The organism is Acidibrevibacterium fodinaquatile (assembly GCF_003352165.1).
GTDB lineage: Bacteria > Pseudomonadota > Alphaproteobacteria > Acetobacterales > Acetobacteraceae > Acidibrevibacterium > Acidibrevibacterium fodinaquatile.
The window spans coordinates 80,458-98,109 of sequence record NZ_CP029176.1 but is presented as its reverse complement, the minus strand read 5'-3'; the positions used below and the strand labels follow the sequence as shown (position 1 = coordinate 98,109).

Annotated in this window: 20 protein-coding genes; 7 read left to right on the top strand and 13 right to left on the bottom strand. The window is 67.1% G+C overall.

Features of this window, described 5'->3' with window-relative positions; translation table 11 throughout:
• Positions 1-53 precede the first annotated feature (53 nt).
• From DEF76_RS00405 to DEF76_RS00380, 6 genes are all read left to right on the top strand, one after another.
• On the top strand, positions 54-1,205 hold the full coding sequence (locus DEF76_RS00405) for a (5-formylfuran-3-yl)methyl phosphate synthase (RefSeq protein WP_114910631.1): 1,152 nt from the start codon (positions 54-56) through the stop codon (positions 1,203-1,205).
• Entirely contained in the window at positions 1,202-1,834 is a 633-nt protein-coding gene (locus DEF76_RS00400) for an amino acid kinase family protein (protein ID WP_162800410.1), read from the top strand. Before DEF76_RS00405 ends, DEF76_RS00400 begins: the two co-directional genes overlap by 4 nt.
• A 1-nt stretch (position 1,835) precedes the next feature.
• Positions 1,836-2,393, top strand: a complete 558-nt coding sequence (locus tag DEF76_RS00395) for a flavoprotein (protein WP_114910629.1) — start codon at positions 1,836-1,838, stop codon at positions 2,391-2,393.
• Entirely contained in the window at positions 2,386-3,789 is a 1,404-nt protein-coding gene (locus DEF76_RS00390; protein ID WP_114910628.1) for a DUF6513 domain-containing protein, read from the top strand. The genes DEF76_RS00395 and DEF76_RS00390 overlap by 8 nt, the downstream gene beginning before the upstream one ends.
• Positions 3,773-4,330: a DUF447 domain-containing protein gene (locus tag DEF76_RS00385; RefSeq protein ID WP_114910627.1), complete on the top strand. Its 558-nt coding sequence runs from the start codon at positions 3,773-3,775 to the stop codon at positions 4,328-4,330. Before DEF76_RS00390 ends, DEF76_RS00385 begins: the two co-directional genes overlap by 17 nt.
• A gap of 180 nt (positions 4,331-4,510) precedes the next feature.
• Positions 4,511-6,061 carry a lipopolysaccharide biosynthesis protein gene (locus tag DEF76_RS00380; RefSeq protein WP_162800409.1) on the top strand — a complete coding sequence of 517 codons (1,551 nt, stop codon included), beginning with the start codon at positions 4,511-4,513 and terminating at the stop codon, positions 6,059-6,061.
• A 69-nt stretch (positions 6,062-6,130) separates the two neighbouring features.
• Here the strand turns inward: DEF76_RS00380 and DEF76_RS00375 are convergent, their stop codons facing one another.
• The 10 genes from DEF76_RS00375 to groES all read right to left on the bottom strand — a co-directional run bounded on the left by DEF76_RS00375 (position 6,131) and on the right by groES (position 15,224).
• A complete protein-coding gene (locus DEF76_RS00375) occupies positions 6,131-7,303 on the bottom strand; it encodes a serine hydrolase domain-containing protein (protein ID WP_114910625.1) in 1,173 nt (390 codons plus the stop codon).
• Positions 7,300-8,466, bottom strand: coding sequence for a serine hydrolase domain-containing protein (locus tag DEF76_RS00370; RefSeq protein WP_114910624.1), 1,167 nt, complete (start codon positions 8,464-8,466; stop codon positions 7,300-7,302). The genes DEF76_RS00375 and DEF76_RS00370 overlap by 4 nt, the downstream gene beginning before the upstream one ends.
• A gap of 140 nt (positions 8,467-8,606) precedes the next feature.
• Positions 8,607-9,617, bottom strand: a complete 1,011-nt coding sequence (cydB, locus tag DEF76_RS00365) for a cytochrome d ubiquinol oxidase subunit II (RefSeq protein WP_114910623.1) — start codon at positions 9,615-9,617, stop codon at positions 8,607-8,609.
• Between the two features lie 6 nt (positions 9,618-9,623).
• The gene (locus tag DEF76_RS00360) at positions 9,624-11,045 is read right to left on the bottom strand and encodes a cytochrome ubiquinol oxidase subunit I (protein WP_114910622.1); all 1,422 of its coding nucleotides are present in this window, start codon (positions 11,043-11,045) and stop codon (positions 9,624-9,626) included.
• A gap of 98 nt (positions 11,046-11,143) precedes the next feature.
• Positions 11,144-11,548, bottom strand: a complete 405-nt coding sequence (locus tag DEF76_RS00355) for a hypothetical protein (RefSeq protein ID WP_114910621.1) — start codon at positions 11,546-11,548, stop codon at positions 11,144-11,146.
• A 15-nt stretch (positions 11,549-11,563) separates the two neighbouring features.
• Positions 11,564-12,064 carry a hypothetical protein gene (locus tag DEF76_RS00350; protein ID WP_162800408.1) on the bottom strand — a complete coding sequence of 167 codons (501 nt, stop codon included), beginning with the start codon at positions 12,062-12,064 and terminating at the stop codon, positions 11,564-11,566.
• Between the two features lie 199 nt (positions 12,065-12,263).
• Complete coding sequence (locus DEF76_RS00345; protein ID WP_114910619.1) at positions 12,264-12,467, bottom strand: cold-shock protein; 204 nt, start codon at positions 12,465-12,467, stop codon at positions 12,264-12,266.
• Between the two features lie 243 nt (positions 12,468-12,710).
• On the bottom strand, positions 12,711-12,914 hold the full coding sequence (locus DEF76_RS00340) for a cold-shock protein (protein ID WP_114910618.1): 204 nt from the start codon (positions 12,912-12,914) through the stop codon (positions 12,711-12,713).
• 307 nt (positions 12,915-13,221) lie between these two features.
• Positions 13,222-14,859, bottom strand: coding sequence for a chaperonin GroEL (gene groL / locus DEF76_RS00335; protein WP_114910617.1), 1,638 nt, complete (start codon positions 14,857-14,859; stop codon positions 13,222-13,224).
• Positions 14,860-14,909: 50 nt separating this feature from the next.
• Positions 14,910-15,224, bottom strand: coding sequence for a co-chaperone GroES (gene groES / locus DEF76_RS00330; protein WP_114910616.1), 315 nt, complete (start codon positions 15,222-15,224; stop codon positions 14,910-14,912).
• 286 nt (positions 15,225-15,510) lie between these two features.
• On the opposite strand from groES, the gene DEF76_RS00325 reads away from it, so the two are divergent.
• Complete coding sequence (locus tag DEF76_RS00325; RefSeq protein ID WP_114910615.1) at positions 15,511-15,771, top strand: usg protein; 261 nt, start codon at positions 15,511-15,513, stop codon at positions 15,769-15,771.
• On the opposite strand, the gene DEF76_RS00320 is transcribed toward DEF76_RS00325, so the two are convergent.
• The 3 genes from DEF76_RS00320 to DEF76_RS00310 all read right to left on the bottom strand — a co-directional run bounded on the left by DEF76_RS00320 (position 15,722) and on the right by DEF76_RS00310 (position 17,622).
• Positions 15,722-16,375 (bottom strand): TVP38/TMEM64 family protein, encoded by a 654-nt coding sequence (locus tag DEF76_RS00320; RefSeq protein WP_162800407.1) that lies wholly within the window; start codon positions 16,373-16,375, stop codon positions 15,722-15,724. The two genes, DEF76_RS00325 and DEF76_RS00320, sit on opposite strands and share 50 nt — an antisense overlap.
• A 73-nt stretch (positions 16,376-16,448) precedes the next feature.
• Positions 16,449-16,829, bottom strand: coding sequence for a DsrE/DsrF/DrsH-like family protein (locus DEF76_RS00315; protein WP_205216231.1), 381 nt, complete (start codon positions 16,827-16,829; stop codon positions 16,449-16,451).
• Positions 16,819-17,622: a HesA/MoeB/ThiF family protein gene (locus DEF76_RS00310; protein ID WP_114910612.1), complete on the bottom strand. Its 804-nt coding sequence runs from the start codon at positions 17,620-17,622 to the stop codon at positions 16,819-16,821. Before DEF76_RS00310 ends, DEF76_RS00315 begins: the two co-directional genes overlap by 11 nt.
• Positions 17,623-17,652 lie beyond the last annotated feature (30 nt).

The following is a 17,652-nucleotide window of genomic DNA, read 5'->3' as shown; positions in this document are numbered from 1 at the left end:
ATGAGCGGAGCACGCATGGGCGGAGTCTGCGGCTGCCGGCGGGGGGCGCCGGCATGACATGGTTTCTCGCCAGCGTCCGCGACGCCGACGAGGCGGCGATCGCGCTCGCCGGCGGCGCCGATGTCATCGATTTCAAGGATCCGGCGGCGGGCGCGCTCGGCGCCGTTGCCCCCGAGATCGTGCGCGAAGGCGTCGCGCGGGTCGCGGGGCGGCGCCCGGTCAGCGCCGTGCTCGGCGACCTGCCGATGGCGGCAACGCCCCTCTGCGCCGCCGCCGAGGCGATGGCCGCAACCGGCGTCGATTATCTGAAGCTCGGGATTTTTCCTGGGGGTGACGCCGAAGCGGCGCTTGCCGCGCTCGCGCCGCTCACCGCCCGGGTGAAGCTGGTCGCGGTGTTTTTCGCCGACCGCGCCCCCGATCTGTCGCTGCTTGCGCTGCTCGCTGAACGCGGGTTCGCCGGTGCCATGCTCGATACCGCGGGCAAGAACGGCGCCCGCCTGCTTGATCACTTCGATATCGCGCGGCTCGGCCGCTTCGTTGCCGAATGCCGCCGGCTCGGGCTGCTCGCCGGTCTCGCCGGGGCGCTGGAATTGCCCGATATCCCGCGGCTTCTTCTCCTCAGCCCCGATCTTCTCGGGTTTCGCACGGCGCTTTGCGGCGCGACCGGCCGCAAGGGGGCGATCGAGGCCGAGAGTGTCGCCATGGTCCGCGCCCTCATCCCCGGCGAGACGAGCAAGGATGCATCGGGCGGGGTCGATTTCCGCCTGCTCGCCGCGCGTGGCTATGCCCCGGCGCAAGAGAGCGATCCGGCGCTCACCGATCGCGTTCATCTCCGCGATTTCGTGCTGCCGATGACGATCGGCGTCTATGCCCATGAGCGGGCACGGCCGCAAAAGGTGCGTTTCGCCGTCACCGCCATCATCGCCCGGCCGCGCCGCGCGGTTGCCGATCTTCGCGACGTGTTTTCCTATGACGTAATCAGCGACACTATCCGCATGCTCGCCGATGCCGGGCATGTCGGGCTGGTGGAGACGCTCGCCGAGCGGATCGCGGCCCGGCTGCTCGCCCATCCGCCGGTGCTCAAGGTCGAGATTTGCGTCGAAAAGCTCGAAACCGGCACCGGCGTCGTCGGCATCACCATCGCGCGGGCGCGCGAGGCGGCGGCGCTGGCCTATCCGGCGAGCGCGTGGGGGGCCGGCGCGTGAACGGGGCTCATCCCAGCGTCAGGCACGTCGTCAAGCTCGGCGGCAGCCAGGCGGCGAGCCCGCGCCTTCGTGACTGGCTCGGCCTGATCGCGGCAAGCCCGGGGACGCTTCTGATCCCCGGCGGCGGTCCCTTCGCCGACACTGTGCGCGCCGAGCAGCAGAGACTGGGCTATGACGAGCAGGCCGCGCACGAGATGGCGATGCTGGCGATGACGCAGTTCGGCCGCGCCCTTTGCGCCCTCGCCCCCGCGCTCACGCTCGCGCCGAGCCTTGATCGCATCGAGCGGATCTGCGAGGGCGGCGGGGTCGCGGTGGCGGTTCCCTGGCCGCTGCTCGCAACCGAGACAGAGCTGCCGGCGCGCTGGGACGTGACCTCCGATTCGATCGCGCTCTGGTTCGCGCGCCGGCTCAAAGCACCGCTTCTCCTGATCAAGTCGGTCAGCGCGCCCCCCGGCGCCGACCTTGCTGCGCTCGCCGCGGCGGGGGTGATCGACCGGTTTTTTCCCTCGCTCGCCGCCGGATTCCGCTTCCCGATCCATCTCGCCGGCCCCGCCGATCTGCCGGCTGGCAGCAGCCTCGATCCCGCGCGCCTGCCCGGCGCGGCACTTTTCGCGGCGCAATTCGCCTGAGATGGCGCGCGCGACGATAACCCCGCGCTGGGCCTGGGCGCTCACCGGCTCGGGGCATTTCTTCACCGAAAGCCTCGCGCTCATCCGCGAGCTTGACGCCGTCGATCTCTTCGTGAGCAAGGCGGCGGCCGAAGTCGTGCGGATGTATCGCGATCAGCTCATCCTGCCGAAAGGCTCGCGCCTGTTTCGCGACACCACCGCCTCCGCCGCCCCCGTCGGGCGGTTTTACGAAGGGTTTTATCACACCCTGGTGCTGGCGCCGGCGACCTCGAACACCGTTGCGAAATGCGTCGTCGGCATCGCCGACACGCTCGCCACCAACGTCTTCTGCCAAGCCGGGAAATGCCGTATCCCGACCATCGTGTTCGCCTGCGACAATGCGCCCGAACTCGAAACCCGCGCCCCCGGCGGGATGGTGAAGGTCTATCCGCGCCGCATCGATCTCGACAACACGGCGCGGCTGGCAAGCTTCGAGGCGACCGAGGTCGCGCTGTCGCTCGCCGATCTCGAGGCCGCGATCGCGCGGCGCAAGCGCGAGCGCGGCGCGGCGGATGGCTGAAAAACTGCTCCTGCTCACCGGCCATCTCGCCGAGCCGCGGCTCCGCCGCTTGGCCGAGACCGAACTCGGTGAGAGATTTTCGGTCCAAATCGTCAATATCGGCGTCAAGGTCGCGGCCTTGATGACGGAGGCTATTCTCCGCCGCCGGCTGCGCCCGCCGCTCGATGCCGACCGGGTGATTTTTCCTGGCCGCGCCGGGCTCGACGCCGACGCATTGTCTGAGCATTTCGGGGTGCCGTTCGTGCGCGGGCCGGACGAGATCGCCGATCTGCCAGCGTTTCTCGGCCTCAAGGCCGGGGCGCGCGATCTCTCGCGCTATGATATCCGCCTCTTTGCCGAGATCGTCGATGCGAGCGAGATGGATCGCGAGACGTTGCTCGCGCGGGCCCGCGCCCTCGTCGCCGAAGGCGCCGATGTCATCGATCTCGGCTGCCGGCCGGGTGCGGAATTTCCCGATCTCGCGGCCAAAATTGGCGATCTTCGCGCAGAGGGGATTGCGGTCAGCGTCGATTCCGGTGATCCCGCGGAGCTGCGCCAGGCGGCGCTGGCGGGTGCCGATTTTCTCTTGAGCCTCACCGAGACGACGCTCGAGATCGCCGCCGGCACCAGGGCGACCCCGGTTCTGATCCCGGCGCCGCATGGCGATCTCACCTCGTTGCGTCGCGCCGCCGCGAAGGCCGAGGCGATGGGATTGTCCTTTCTCGTCGATCCGATCCTCGATCCGATCCATTCCGGCTTGGCCGCCTCGCTCGCCCGCTATCACGAGACGCGGCGGCTTTTGCCACGCGCCGAAATCCTGATGGGAACCGGCAATCTCACCGAACTCACCGACGCCGATTCCGCCGGCGTCACCATGATGCTGCTTGGCGTCTGCTCCGAACTCGGCATTCGCAACGTGCTGACGGTGCAGGTCAGCCCGCACACCCGGCGGACGCTCGCCGAGCATGACGCGGCGCGGCGGCTGCTGTTTGCAGCGCGCGCTGACGGCGCGCTACCACGGTTTTATTCCGATGCGCTGTTGCAGGTCCATGATCGCGTGCCGTTCGCGCAAAGCGCCGCCGACCTCGCCGCCCTTGCGGCGGCGACCCGCGATGAGAATTACCGCATCATGGTGGCGGAAGACGGCCTCCATGTCTTCAACAACCATATCCACATCGTCCGCGAGGATGCGTTGTCCTGTTTTCCCGATCTCGCCCTCCCCGGCGATGCCGCGCATGCGTTTTATCTCGGCACCGAGCTTGCGAAGGCGGAAATCGCCTTTCGGCTCGGCAAGCGCTATGTCCAGGACGAGCCGCTCCGCTGGGGCGTTGCGATGCCCGAGGATGATCGCGCACGCACGCGGCTCGCCGAGGCCGGCCATACGCTGAGGGCAAAGCGCGATGCCGCTCATTCGTGAAATCATCGCAACGACCATCGGCGCCGATGGCACCCCCCATCTCGCGCCGCTCGGCCTGATCGCCGAGGGCGAAGGCTGGATCGCCGCCCCTTTTCATCCCTCGACGACGCTCGCCAATCTCCGCGCGGTGCCCGAACTGGTCGCGAATTACGTCGATGACGTGCGGATTTTCGCGGGCTGCCTCACCGGCCGGCGGGATTTTCCGCTGCTTGCCGCGGTACACCTTCGCCCGCCGCGCCTCGCCGCCGCGCTGGCCCACGCCGAGTTGCGGGTGGTCGCGATCGAGGAGGACGAAAACCGGCCGCGCTTTCATTGCGAGACCGTGTTCGAGGCGAGCCACGCGCCGTTCCGGGGTTTTAATCGCGCGCAAGCCGCCGTCATCGAGGCCGCGATCCTGCTCAGCCGCCGCCATCTCCTGCCGCCGGAGACGATCGCGGACGAAATGCGCCGCCTCGCGATCCCGGTTGCCAAAACCGCCGGCCCGGCCGAGGCCGCGGCCTGGGAATGGCTGGTGGCGGCGTTTGGCGCGGAGTGTACGTAGAGAAGTGCTTCTTTTTCTGAAGAAAAAGAAGCAAAAAGACGTTCTCCCGTTCTCTCGGAGCGGCAAGCGTCTTGCGCCATCGGCGTTGGGATGGCCGCCTGGCTCATTTCCGCGTAACCTTGCGCTAATCTTCTTGCCGCTAGGATGCCGCGCGGGCATCGCTATTTGAAGCAACGGACAATGAGCGAAACAGTGGATCACTCGGTCGTCGAGCGGCCGGCGGCGTCTTCGAAGGCGGGGCAGAACGCGCTTCTCGCGAAGACCGCGAAAGCGACCGGCTGGGTGATGATCTGGCGGTTTTTCACCCGCGGGATTGGCCTGATCAGCACGCTGATCCTGGTGCGGCTTTTGGTGCCGGCGGATTTCGGGCTGGTCGCGCTCGGCACCAGCTTCGCGCAGGCGATCGATGCGCTGTCCATCCTCGGCGTCGATGACGTTCTGATCCGCGAGAAAAATCCCGGGCGTGAGCTTTACGATACCGCCTTCACCCTCAATCTCATTCGCAATTTCGCAACCGCCCTGATCGTTGCGGCAACCGCGGTGCCGATCGCCGCGTTCTTCAATGAGCCGCGGCTCGCGCATGTGCTTTATGCGCTCGCCATCGCGACCGCGATCGAGGCGTTCGAGAATGTCGGCATCATCGATTTCCGCCGCGATATGGCGTTCGAGAAGGAGTTCCAGCTCCGCTTGCTGCCGCGGCTCGCCGGCACCAGCGTGACCATCGCGCTCGCCTTTCTCTGGCGCAGCTATTGGGCGCTGGTGGTGGGTATTCTGACCCTGCGCATTTCGCGGGTGGCGATGAGCTATGTCATGCACCGCTATCGCGCGCGGCTGTCGATCGCGGCGTGGCGGCACATCATCGGGTTTTCCGTCTGGACGTGGTTCATCAGCCTGATCGTTCTGGTGCGCGATCGCACCGGCAGTTTCGTCATCGGCCGTCTGCTCGGCCCGGCGCAGGTCGGGATTTTTTCGGTCGCCGGCGAGATCGCGAGCCTGCCGGGGACGGAGTTGGTGCAGCCGCTCTGCCGCGCTTGCTGGTCCGCCTTCGCGGTCGCGCGCCATACCGGGGAGAACATCGCCGAAACCTATCTCCGGGTGATCGGCACCACCACGCTCCTGGTGCTGCCGGCGTCGATCGGCATCGCGCTGGTCGCCGAGCCGGTGGTCTATCTCGCGCTCGGCGCGCGCTGGATGTCGGCGGTGCCACTGTTGCAGATCATGGCGGTGGGCGGCGTTTTCGCGGCGTTCGGGGCGATCGCCGGCACGGTTTTGAGCTCGCATGCCGTGCTCCGGCCGATGTTTCGCATCATCACCGTCTCCTATGTCATCGGTGCGCCGATCTTCATCGTGATGACGCTGAAATTCGGCCTTATCGGCGGCGCGTTCGGCGGGCTGCTCGGCAGCCTTGTGGAAATCGGGCTGATGACGCGGGTGTTGTTTCGCCGCTATGGCGTGACGCTGGCGGCGTTTTTCGCGCATATCTGGCGGCCGTTGCTGGCGTCGGCGGTGATGGCGGTGGCGCTACTCGGCAGCGGCTATGCGCATCCGCCGCCGGGCGCTGCGGCGTCTGCGCAGGTCACCGCGCTCGCGGTTCTGATCCCGCTCGGTGTGGTCGCTTATGGCGCGGCGCTGCTGGCCGCGTGGTTCGCCACCGGCCGGCCCGAGGGCGCGGAAACCGACTTCCTCGCCCTGCTGCGCCCGATCCTCGGCAAGCTGCGCAAGTCCATGTGAAGACAGAGCGAGCCGTGCCGGGGAAAGGTTTTTTGGCTCTTTTTTTCAAAAAAAGAGCCCTTCCCTCCCTTACCGCCGCGCCGCGCGCGCTTGATAGGCGGCGACTTCGCAGCCGACGGCGAGGTTGAAGGCCGCCGGGTCACCGAATGGCATGATCTGAGTCATCATGACGCCGGTGAGATTTTGCCCCGGATCGATCCAGAAATAGGTGTTGGCGACCCCTGACCAGGAGAGGCTGCCGGCGCCGCGCCCGGTTGGCAGCGGCTGGCGGTTGATGAGAAAGCCGAACCCCCAGCCGAAATCGATCCCAGGCGGCGGCTGGATTTCGAGCGCCATCTCGGGGATCACGCTCCGCACGATGCCGGCCTTGAGATCACCGATCTGGTTTTCGGCCATCCGCGCCACCGTCTCGGCTTTCAGGATGCGCGCGCCATCGAGTTCGCCGCCCCGCAGCAAGGCGCGGGTGAAACGCAGATAATCGCGTGGCGTCGCATAGAGCCCATGCCCGCCGGCGTGAAATTCCGGCGCCGGCGGCGGCGCGAAGGGGATTACGGCGAGCGTGCCGTCGGCGCCGCGGCTATGCATGCCGGCAACCCGTGCCGCACGGTTGGCATCGAGACCGAAGCCGGTATCGTTCATCCCGAGCGGGCCGGTGATGTTCTCGGCAATATAGGCATCGAGGCGCTCGCCGCTCGCCGCCTCCACGGCGCGGCCGAGCCAATCGGTGCTGATGCCGTATTCCCAGCGCTCGCCGGGGTCGAAGACCAGTGGCAGGTCGAGGGCGGCGAGCTGGCCGCTGGCGCCGCGCGGCAGCTTCTTGTCGCGGATATAACGCAGGATGTCGGCGTTGCCGAAATCATAGGCGAAGCCGGAGGTGTGGGTCAGAAGATGGCGGAGGGTGATCGGCCGCCGCGCCGGGCGGAGACGGGGCTGGCCGGCATCGTCGAACCCCTCCAGCACCGCGGGCGCGGCCAGCGCCGGCAAAACCGGCGCGATCGGCGCATCGATCTCAAGCTTGCCGCGTTCGACGAGCTGCATGGCCGCCGCCGAGACCACCGGCTTGGTCATCGAGGCAAGCCAGAACACGGTATCCGTCGTCATCGCGACGTCGCTGCCCTGGGCGCGTTTGCCGGCGGCGATTTCGGCGATCACCCCCTCGGCGTTGCCGAGGAGAAAAACGGCGCCGGGCACGCCACCACTTTCGACCGCCGCCTGAAGCAGCGCCGCCGGGCCGGCGCTCACGCCATGCGTCCTTGATAGAGGGCGCGTTCAAACGCCCCGTAGAGAGCGACGGCCTTCTGGTCGGCGAAGGGCAGGATTTGCATCAAAATCACTCCGGTAAGGTTGGCTGTGCGATCGATCCAGAAATAAGTGTTGCCCAATCCCGCCCAGGCGAGGCTGCCGGCCTTGCGGCCTTGCGGGCTGTCTTCGGTATTGATGAGAAAGCCGAGCCCCCATTTTTGGCGCATGCCGGGGAAGAAATCGACATCGTTGGAGAGGGCGGGCTGCACCGTTCGCAAAATCCCGGCCTCGAGATCGCCGATCTGGTTTTCCGCCATCAGGGCCACGGTCTCGGGGCGGAGGATGCGCACGCCATCGAGGGTGCCGCCGGCGAGCAACATGCGCAGAAAGCGGAGATAATCCCCGGCGGTGCCAAAAAGCCCGCCGCCGCCCATGAAGAATTCCAGCGGCTCGGTAGGCTCGAAATCGATCGGCGCGAGGCTGCCATCGGCTTGGCGTTGGTGCATGAGGACGCGCCGCGCCCGCGCCGCTGGGGTCAGGATGAAATCGGTATCGTTCATCCCGAGCGGGCCGAGGATATGGTCGCGGAAATGGGCTTGCAGCGTGCGGCCGCTCACCGCTTCCACCGCCCGGCCGACGAAATCGGTGTTGACGCCATAGGTCCAGCGCTCGCCGGGATCGAAGAGCAGCGGGGTTTGCAGCGCGGCGCGGCGGCGGGAAATGGCGTGCGGCACGCCGGCTTGCGCCATGACGCGGCCGATCTCGGCGTTCCACATGTCATAGCCGAAGCCGGCGGTGTGGGTGAGCAGATGGCGGAGGGTGATCGGCTGGCGCGCCGGGCGGAGGCGCGGCTGTCCCGCATCGTCGAACCCCGCCAGCACCGGGCGCTCGGCAAGCTCCGGCAGCACCCGCGCGATCGGCGCATCGAGCGCGAGCTTGCCTTCCTCGACGAGCTGCATCGCCGCGACCGAGGTGATGGCCTTGGTCATCGAGGCGAGCCAGAACACGCTGTCCGGCGTCATCGGCGCTTCACCATCGCGCCCGCGGCGACCGAACGCGCCCTGATAGATCACGCCGCGATCATCGGCGGCCAGCGCGACGACGCCAGGAACGTCGCCCGCGGTGACGGCATTTTCCAGCAGCGCGTCGATCGCGGCGGTCATGGCTTTGGGTTCCCTCTCAGGGTCAGGGTGTCCTCAGAGTCCCTTGCCGGTCAATACCCAGCGCAGCACGCCGGCGACCAGGATCGTCACCCCGGCGCCGAGGATCCAGAGAGCGAGAAACCAGGCAAGCCGCCGCCCCATCAATGATAATGCATGCCCGGCCGCACCTTGCCGCGGAACACCCAATAGGCGTAGCCGGTATAGGCGAGGATGATCGGCACCAGCACCAGAGCGCCGATGAGCAGAAAGCCTTGGCTCATCGGCGGCGCCGCGGCCTGCCAGATGGTGAGATCGGGCGGCACGATATAGGGGAAGAGGCTAATCCCGAGCCCGGCAAAGCAGAGCACGAACCAGCCGAGCACGGCAAAGAACGGCGTCGCGTCATGGCGGCGCGAGAGGCCGTGCCAGAAGGCCCAGGCGAGCAGCGCGACCAGGATCGGCACCGGGCTGGTGAGCGCGATCTCCGGCCAAGCAAACCAGCGCGCCATGAAACGCGGATTGAGCATCGGCGTCCACAGGCTGACGACGACGATCAGCGCCAACACGGCGACGCCGAGGGCGCGGGCATGGCGGCGACAGCGCGCCTGGAGATCCCCCTCGGTGCGCCAGATCAGCCAGGTCGCACCGAGCAGGGCATAGCCAGCCGCGACCGCGAGGCCGCAGAGAATGGTGAACCCGGTCACCCAGTCCCACCACCCGCCGGCATAGGCGCGGTTGGCGATGTGCACCCCCTGCACCAGCCCACCCAACGCGAGGCCCTGACAGATTGCGGCCAACAGCGAGCCGGCGGTGAAGGCGAAGTTCCACAGCCTTCGCCCCAGACGCGTGCGGGTTTTGAAGCGGAACTCGAAGGCGACGCCGCGCAGGACGAGGGCAAGCAACATGCCGATGATCGCGGCATAGAGCGCCGGCATCACCACCGCGTAAGCGAGCGGGAAGACCGCGAACAGCCCGCCGCCGCCAAGCACCAGCCACGTCTCATTGCCGTCCCAAACCGGCGCGACGGTATTCATCATCACGTCGCGATCGCCCTCGTCATGCTCGACGAGAAACAGGATGCCGACGCCGAGATCGAACCCGTCGAGCACGACGTAGGCGAGAATCGCGAAGGCCAGCAACCCGGCCCAGATCAGCGGTAGCGCGTCGGCCATGATGTTTCACTCGGCTGCGGTGGGCGGGATATCCTCGATGGCGCCGGCCGGGCCCGGCATCAGCCCGGCGGCGTGCGCTGGCGATTTCGGCACGCCACCTTCGCCGGGCAGCGGCGGGCGCGCCATCAGGCGGAGGAGAAACGTGATCCCGGCGCCATAGACGAGAAAATAAACGATGACGAAGGCGAGCAGTGACGTCGCAACCCCCGCCACCGCGATCGGTGAGGCGCTATCAATGGTGCGGAGCAGACCATAGACGGTATAGGGCTGGCGCCCGACCTCGGTCACCGTCCAGCCGGCGAGCACGGAAATGAACCCGGCCGGCGCCATCGCGACCATGATCCGATGGAGCCACGGCGTGTCATAGAGCCGGCCGCGCCAGCGCAGGAAAGCGCCGAGCAACCCGACGCCTGCCATTAGAAAGCCGAGCGCGACCATGATCCGGAAGGCATAGAAAACGACCGCGACCGGCGGCCGCTCGGCTGGCGGGAAGTCTCGCAAGCCCTTGATCGAGCCCGACCAGCTATGGGTCAGGATCAGCGAGCCGAGATGCGGGATGGCGATCTCGGCGCGGTTGGCCGCGGCTTTTTCATCCGGCACGGCGAACAGCACCAGCGCGTCACCCTCATCGCCGGTCGGATCGAACCAATCCCCCTCCATCGCCGCGACCTTCACCGGCTGATGCGCGAGGGTATTGAGGCCATGCGCGTCGCCGGCGAGGATCTGGACCGGCGCGACCACGAGCGCCATCCAGAGCGCCATGGAGAACATCACCCGCGCGCCCTCATTGGCGCGATCGCGGAGCAAATGCCAGGCGCCAACGCCACCAACCAGGAAGGCGACGCTGAGATAGGTCGCGAGCACCATGTGGACGAAGCGGTACGGGAAGGAAGGGGAGAAAATGATCGCGAGCCAATCGACCGGAAGGAAGCGGCCATCCGGCGTCATCGTGAAGCCGACCGGGGTCTGCATCCAGGAATTGACCACGAGGATCCAGAACGCGCTGATCAAGGTGCCGAGGGCGACGAGGCAGGTCGCGAGAAAGTGCAGGCCCCGCCCGACCCGGTTCATGCCGAACAGCATGACGCCGAGGAATCCGGATTCGAGGAAGAACGCGGTCAGCACCTCATAGCCCAGCGGCGGCCCGATCACCGGGCCGGCCTTGTCGGCAAAACTGCCCCAATTGGTGCCGAACTGGTAGGACATCACCACCCCGGAGACCACGCCCATGGCGAAGCCGATGGCGAATATCTTGCTCCAGTAATGGAACAGGTCGAGGAAAACCTGCCGCCCGGTGCGCAGCCACAGCCCTTCCAGCACCGCGAGGTAGCTGGCAAGCCCGATCGAGAAGGCGGGAAAAACGATATGGAAGCCAACGACGAAGGCGAATTGCAGCCGCGCGAGAAAGATCGCATCAAGGTGGCTCATCGCTAAATCCTCTCAGGCCTCCCCGTGCCTGCGAGATGGAACCGGCCGGCGGCGATTGTCAAGATCGAGCGGACCCGGTCGGGGATACCCCCCCGATTTCAAACGGTTTTGCCGTCGCCGCAGCCATCGCTCGCATGGGTCGCGCGCCAGCGGGCGCGGGCGACGTTGCTGGTCGGGGTCGGGGCGTGGCGGGCACAGAACGCCGCTTCCTGCCACCAGCGGCGCGGCAGGTCGCTACGGCGCTCGGGCACCAGCCCCTCCTTGCCGCCGCGGCGGAACCAGAAAACGCAGTCGGCACAGGCGGTGACCGCGGTTTGCTCGGGCGCGAGGGCCGCGGCGACCCCCTCGGCGCAGCCATCCTCGGCCGTGGTCTCCGGCCAATAACTGGTATCATCGACATGCTGGCCAGGCAGGGGCGCATGGCGACGGCAGAGACCATTCAGCGGCGAGAGCCGATCGAACGTCTTCCAGAAGACACAAGCCTGACACGTCACCAAGGACATCAGGGCACGCCTCGCTCAGCTTTTGTCGTCGTCCATCCCCGCTCGGGCGGCAGGCGCGGGCGCCGCGTTGCGCCGCGCCGCGTCTCCGCACCGGTCGCTGATATGGGTCGCCCGCCAATGGGCGCGGGTGACGGTGCGCCATTGCCATTGATATTCCGCGCGCGGTGCGCGGCGGATACAAAACCCCGCCGCGCGCCACCATTCCGCCGGTAGATCGGCGCGCCGCAGCGGGAGAACCCCTTGATCGGGATTATAGCGATGCCAAAAGACACAATCTCCGCACGATATCGCCTCGGGCGCGCCCGGCGCGGCTTTGCGGATGCCCTCGCCGCAGGCATTGGTCGCCAGCGTCTCCGGCCAGAAGCCGGTATCATCGGCATGCTGGCTGGGCGGCGGCGCGTAGCGCCGGCAGCTGCCGGCGTCCGGACCGAACGAGAACCAGAACGCGCAGTCCCGGCAAGTTACCACGGCAGGGGGCGAGGCAGGGGAAGGCTCCGGCTCGGCAACAGGCGTCATCAGCAATTCCTCCCCTTTATCGCGCCCCGACACAACAGCCTTGCCCGATCCTCGAAAGGATGTCCACCCTGGCGCTGCTCACATGATGAGAAAATGAGCCTGGATCAGCGGGCGCGGCAACCCATCGCGCCGGCGCGACGGCCAGGAGCGAGGATCAGAGCCCCGACAAGCAGAGCCCAGACGATCAGAGTCCAGACGATCAGAGCAATTTGAGCTGGGTCGCCGCCGATTTGCCGCGTTCCATGGTGATCTCGAAAGAGACTTTCTGGCCGTCATTCAGCCCTTGCAAGCCGGCCTCATGCACCGCGGTGATATGCACGAAGACATCCTTGCCGCCATCCTGCGGCATGATGAAGCCATACCCCTTGGTGGCATTGAACCATTTCACCGTACCTGTTGGCATGCACGCGCCCCCTTAGATCTTTGCTATCATTGAACGAAATCCCACGCTGTGCGCAGGTGTTGAGCGGCTCGCCACTTTCGTTCGGCAAGGCCACATTGCCGGCCCACTCTCCGGGCCAGCGCAGTAAACAAAACGCCCCGAGGCAAAACACGCTGGGCGCAGCGGGTCACACCCGCCACGCCCAGCGTGCCATTGCTCTGCAGCCCAAACAAGGGACAGCCTCGGCAGCGAACGAAAGCTGCTTTAAGCGACGCGGAGGTTGGTGGCCGCGGCCTTGCCACGCTCCATCACGACCTCATAGGTCACTTTCTGGCCTTCGTTCAGGCCGCGCAGACCCGCCGCCTGAACGGCGGTGATATGCACGAAAACATCCTTGCCGCCATCCTGCGGCACGATGAAGCCGAAGCCCTTGGTGGCATTGAACCATTTGACAGTACCGGTAGCCATGTCTCTCACTCTCCGTCTATGCCGCCCCGCAACAGCGCGGGGCGCGAGGCAATCGGGCTGGTTGAACGTCTTGAAGGCACCCGAAGACGGAAGCGCAGCAAGAGAAGCCAAACGGCGATCGCGCCCTATCTCGCGCAGAATCCCGTGCGTTTGTCAATCACAACCGGAATTGCGCGCGGGTCGGGGGAGGGGGGGGCAGGAGCCGGGGCGATCGCGGCGGGCAAACGAAAGCGGCGGACCCGAAGGCCCGCCGCCTAGCATCTGCGATCCCGGCGCCGCCCTGGTTCGGCGCGCCGGGAGGGTCGGATCAGAAATCCATATCGCCCATGCCACCGCCCGGCGGCATCGCCGGCGGCGCTTTCTTCTCCGGCTTCTCCGCCACCATCGCCTCGGTGGTGATCAAGAGACCGGCGACCGACGCGGCATCCTGCAACGCCGAGCGCACGACCTTGGTCGGGTCGATGATGCCGGCCTTGACCAGATCCTTGAACTCGCCGGACTGGGCATCGAAGCCCCACGCGTGATCGTCCTTGTCGAGCACTTTGCCGGCGATCACCGCGCCATCCTCGCCGGCATTCTCGGCGATCTGGCGAAGCGGCGCCTGCACCGCCTTGCGCACGATGTCGATGCCGAAGCGCTGATCCTCGTTATCGGCCTTGAGCTTGGCGAGCACGAGCGAGGCGCGGGCGAGCGCGACACCGCCGCCGGGCACGATCCCTTCCTCGACCGCGGCGCGGGTCGCATGCAGCGCGTCATCGACGCGGTCCTTGCGCTCCTTCACCTCGACCTCGGTCGAACCACCGACGCGGATCACGGCGACGCCGCCGGCGAGCTTCGCCAGCCGCTCCTGCAGCTTCTCGCGGTCGTAATCGGAGGTGGTTTCCTCGATCTGGGCGCGGATCTGGTTGCAGCGGCCGGTGATGTCGGCCTTCTTGCCGGCGCCTTCGATGATCGTCGTATTCTCTTTCTCGATCAGGACGCGCTTGGCTTTGCCGAGCATATTGAGCGTCACGGTCTCGAGCTTGATGCCGAGATCGTCGCTGATCACCTGCCCGCCGGTGAGGATCGCGATGTCTTCCAGCATCGCCTTGCGGCGATCGCCGAAGCCCGGCGCCTTCACCGCCGCGACCTTGAGGCCGCCGCGCAGCTTGTTGACGACCAGCGTCGCCAACGCCTCGCCCTCGACGTCTTCTGCGATGATCAACAGCGGCCGGCCGGATTGCACCACCGCTTCAAGGAGCGGCAGCATCGGCTGGAGGCCAGAGAGCTTCTTCTCGTGGATCAGGATATAGGGCTGATCCAGCTCGGTGATCATCTTTTCCGAGTTGGTGATGAAATAGGGCGACATGTAGCCGCGGTCGAACTGCATGCCCTCGACGACGTCGAGCTCGGTCTGGATGCCCTTGGCTTCCTCGACCGTGATCACGCCCTCGTTGCCGACCTTCTGCATCGCTTCCGCGATCATCTTGCCGATCTCGGCCTCGCCGTTGGCGGCGATCGCGCCGACCTGCGCGGTCTCCGCTGGCGTCGTGATCTTCTTCGAGTGCTTCTTGATCTCCTCGACGACGGCGGTGACCGCCTTGTCAACGCCGCGCTTGAGATCCATCGGGTTCATGCCGGCGGCGACCGCCTTCAGCCCCTCGCGCACGATCGCCTGGGCGAGCACCGTCGCCGTCGTGGTGCCGTCACCGGCGATGTCGTTGGTCTTGCTCGCGACCTCGCGCACCATCTGCGCGCCCATGTTCTCGAACTTGTCGGCAAGCTCGATTTCCTTGGCGACGGTGACGCCGTCCTTGGTGATCCGCGGCGCGCCGAAGCTCTTGTCGATGACCACGTTGCGACCCTTGGGGCCGAGCGTCACCTTGACCGCATCGGCCAGGATATCGACGCCGCGCAGCATGCGTGCGCGGGCATCGGCCGAAAAGCGAACGTCCTTAGCAGCCATTTTCGTTGGTTTCCTTCGTGTTCAGAGACGATATGCGAGGCGGTGTCGCGTCAGGCGGCTTTCTTCTTGGCCGTGCTGCCGTCGATCACGCCCATCACGTCGGACTCCTTCATGATCAGCAGCTCCTCGCCGTCGAGCTTGACCTCGGTGCCCGACCATTTGCCAAACAGCACGATGTCGCCGGCCTTGACATCGAGCGGCACCAGCTCGCCACGCTCGTTGCGGGCGCCCGGGCCGACGGCGATGACCTCGCCTTCCATCGGCTTTTCCTTGGCGGTGTCGGGAATGATGATGCCGCCGGCGGTCTTTTCCTCGGCGTTCAGCCGGCGGACCACGACCCGGTCGTGCAGGGGACGGAACTTCATGCGGATCGCTCCTGAAATTTCTGTTGAATTTAGGCCAACAGGTCAGCCCCACGGGCAGGCGGGGCAACGGTTGCTAGCACTCCCCCTTGGAGAGTGCTAGCGATGTAGGAGAGTTGCCGCGGCCTGTCAAGCGTTTGGCAGCACTCTCGCCGAGTGAGTGATAAGCTTATGATTTCATGACGTTTTTTATTGAAGCGCGGCACGTTTCGGCTAGCATCATGGGCACCGCACGGACCCATTGCGCGGGCGCCGGCGGAGATCGTCAAGACCTAGCCGGAGATCGTGCATGAACCTCTCGAACCAGTTGCGGCACTATCGCCTGACCACCGCCGAAATTCTCTACCACATGCCGGACCATCCCGGCGTCCTGCAAAGCTTCATCTGGCAGGATCTCGACCTTGCGCCACGCTTTCCGGTTTTGCACCGCTTCCTCGATTTCTGGCGCCGCGACATCGAAGGAAGGCTCCACTCGGTGCGTGTCGCCTCGGCCGAGCTGGTTACGCCGGGGGAAATCCGCGCGGTCGGGCATCTTCTGCGTCTCCAGTAGCGTTCGGGTCAGCCCGCCAGAAGGCCCAGCCAAGCCCGGCGGCGGCGGCGAAAAGGCCGAGCCCGAGCGCAAGACGCATCGGCGCGCCGATCGCGACGCCGCCGCCGAGAAGGGCGAAAATCACCGTCTGCGGCAGGTAACCGAGCAGGCTCGCGGTGAGGAACGGCCCGGCGGCAAGGCCGGCGGCGCCGGCGATGAGGTTGAGCGCGAGATTATTGCCAACCGGCAACAGCCGCAGCATCAGGGTCGCGCGAAACGGTGCCGCGATCAGGCGGCGCGCGAGACCTGCGCCGCGGCCGGCGCCGAGCCATCGGCGCGCCCCCTGCCCCACCAGCGCCCGCGCCCAAGCATAATTCGCAGCACAGCCCAGCATTTGCGCTGCCATCGCGAGGGCGATACCGGGCCAGATGCCGAACCCGAAGCCGGCGGCGAACGCCACCGCCTGGCGCGGCATGCCGATCGCGACCGCCGCCGCGCCGGCGAGCAGAAACGCCCCACCGCCCATTGGGCTGGCAACGAACCCGGCCTCCGCGTGCGGCAGTAACCGCCAAGCGAACCCGGCGGCGAGCAGGCCGGCGAGCAAAAGCCCCGGCCGCCATAGCATCCGCCGAGCCACAAGGGCGCCGGAGCGGGGGGAACGTCGTGGCACGGGCGCGGCCATCACCACCGCAAACCGGTCAGAGCGCGAGCATCTGCCCGGCGCCGATGGCGGCGAAAAAACTCGCAACCCCGCCAATCTCGACGCCAGGGAGGAGTGCGGCGGGCGCGATCGCGGCAGCGGCAAGACCCGCCTCGCAGGCGATCAGCCGCACCCCCAACTCGCGCGCGGCGTCACGCAGCTCCGCGAACCCGGCAACCCCCCGCTCGCGGATCACCGCATCCCGCGCCGCATCCGCGAGCGCCGACCAATCGGCGCAGAGGGCGCGGCAGCCGTCATTGGTCGCGAACAGGACGACCGTGCGCCCCAGCGCCGCAGCCCCGCTGGCGAGCACGAAGGCGTAATGCGCCCGCTCATGCGTGCCCGCGAGCAGGAGAATCCCGAGCGGCTCACCCGCCACAGACGCTCTCCGCCGCCGCGCGCGGCGCGGTGATCGTCGGGTGCGCGCCACACAGCGCGCAATCGGGATCGCGCCGCAAGGCGATGGTGCGAAACCGCGCAGCCAGCGCATCCCAGAGCAAAAGCCGCCCGGCGAGGCTTTCGCCGATGCCGGTGATCTCCTTCAGAACCTCGGTCGCCTGCAGCGTCCCCATCACCCCGGTAACGGCGCCGAGCACGCCGGCCTCGCTGCAGCTCGGCACCTCGCCCGGCGGCGGCGGCTCGGGGTAAAGGCAGCGATAGCAGGGGCCATCAGGGCGAAAGACCGCGAGCTGGCCTTCGAAGCGCAAGACCGCCGCCGAAACCAGCGTGCGGCGGGCGAGAAAGGCCGCGTCGGCGACGAGAAACCGGGTCGCGAAATTATCCGAGCCATCGCAAACGATATCGTAGTCCGAGATCAGCGCGAGGGCGTTGTCCGCGTCCAAGCGCGTTGCGTGCTCGACGATGGTGACGAGCGGGTTGAGCGCCCGCGCCGCCTTCGCCGCCGAGCGGGTCTTGGCCTCGCCGATCCGCGCCGTGGTGTGCGCGACTTGGCGCTGGAGATTGGAGAGTTCCACCCGGTCGTCATCGACGATGCCGATCCGCCCGACGCCGGCGGCGGCGAGATAAAGGAGCAGCGGCGAGCCGAGGCCGCCGGCGCCGATGATCAGGACACGCGCCGCGCGCAGCCGCGCCTGGCCGATCGCGCCGACCTCACCAAGCAGGATATGGCGGGAATAGCGTTGCAGCTCGTCTTCGCTGAAATCGAGGTCCATGGCCCGCTCCCGCACCCATCATGCCACCAC

Coding starts and splice junctions, on each gene's coding strand:
- DEF76_RS00405 (WP_114910631.1), top strand. CDS start 54: ATGACATGGTTTCTCGCCAGCGTCCGCGACGCCGACGAGGCGGCGATC.
- DEF76_RS00395 (WP_114910629.1), top strand. CDS start 1,836: ATGGCGCGCGCGACGATAACCCCGCGCTGGGCCTGGGCGCTCACCGGC.
- DEF76_RS00390 (WP_114910628.1), top strand. CDS start 2,386: ATGGCTGAAAAACTGCTCCTGCTCACCGGCCATCTCGCCGAGCCGCGG.
- DEF76_RS00385 (WP_114910627.1), top strand. CDS start 3,773: ATGCCGCTCATTCGTGAAATCATCGCAACGACCATCGGCGCCGATGGC.
- DEF76_RS00380 (WP_162800409.1), top strand. CDS start 4,511: ATGAGCGAAACAGTGGATCACTCGGTCGTCGAGCGGCCGGCGGCGTCT.
- DEF76_RS00370 (WP_114910624.1), bottom strand. CDS start 8,466: ATGACCGCCGCGATCGACGCGCTGCTGGAAAATGCCGTCACCGCGGGC.
- cydB (WP_114910623.1), bottom strand. CDS start 9,617: ATGGCCGACGCGCTACCGCTGATCTGGGCCGGGTTGCTGGCCTTCGCG.
- DEF76_RS00360 (WP_114910622.1), bottom strand. CDS start 11,045: ATGAGCCACCTTGATGCGATCTTTCTCGCGCGGCTGCAATTCGCCTTC.
- DEF76_RS00355 (WP_114910621.1), bottom strand. CDS start 11,548: ATGTCCTTGGTGACGTGTCAGGCTTGTGTCTTCTGGAAGACGTTCGAT.
- DEF76_RS00350 (WP_162800408.1), bottom strand. CDS start 12,064: ATGACGCCTGTTGCCGAGCCGGAGCCTTCCCCTGCCTCGCCCCCTGCC.
- DEF76_RS00345 (WP_114910619.1), bottom strand. CDS start 12,467: ATGCCAACAGGTACGGTGAAATGGTTCAATGCCACCAAGGGGTATGGC.
- DEF76_RS00340 (WP_114910618.1), bottom strand. CDS start 12,914: ATGGCTACCGGTACTGTCAAATGGTTCAATGCCACCAAGGGCTTCGGC.
- groL (WP_114910617.1), bottom strand. CDS start 14,859: ATGGCTGCTAAGGACGTTCGCTTTTCGGCCGATGCCCGCGCACGCATG.
- groES (WP_114910616.1), bottom strand. CDS start 15,224: ATGAAGTTCCGTCCCCTGCACGACCGGGTCGTGGTCCGCCGGCTGAAC.
- DEF76_RS00325 (WP_114910615.1), top strand. CDS start 15,511: ATGAACCTCTCGAACCAGTTGCGGCACTATCGCCTGACCACCGCCGAA.
- DEF76_RS00320 (WP_162800407.1), bottom strand. CDS start 16,375: ATGCTATGGCGGCCGGGGCTTTTGCTCGCCGGCCTGCTCGCCGCCGGG.
- DEF76_RS00310 (WP_114910612.1), bottom strand. CDS start 17,622: ATGGACCTCGATTTCAGCGAAGACGAGCTGCAACGCTATTCCCGCCAT.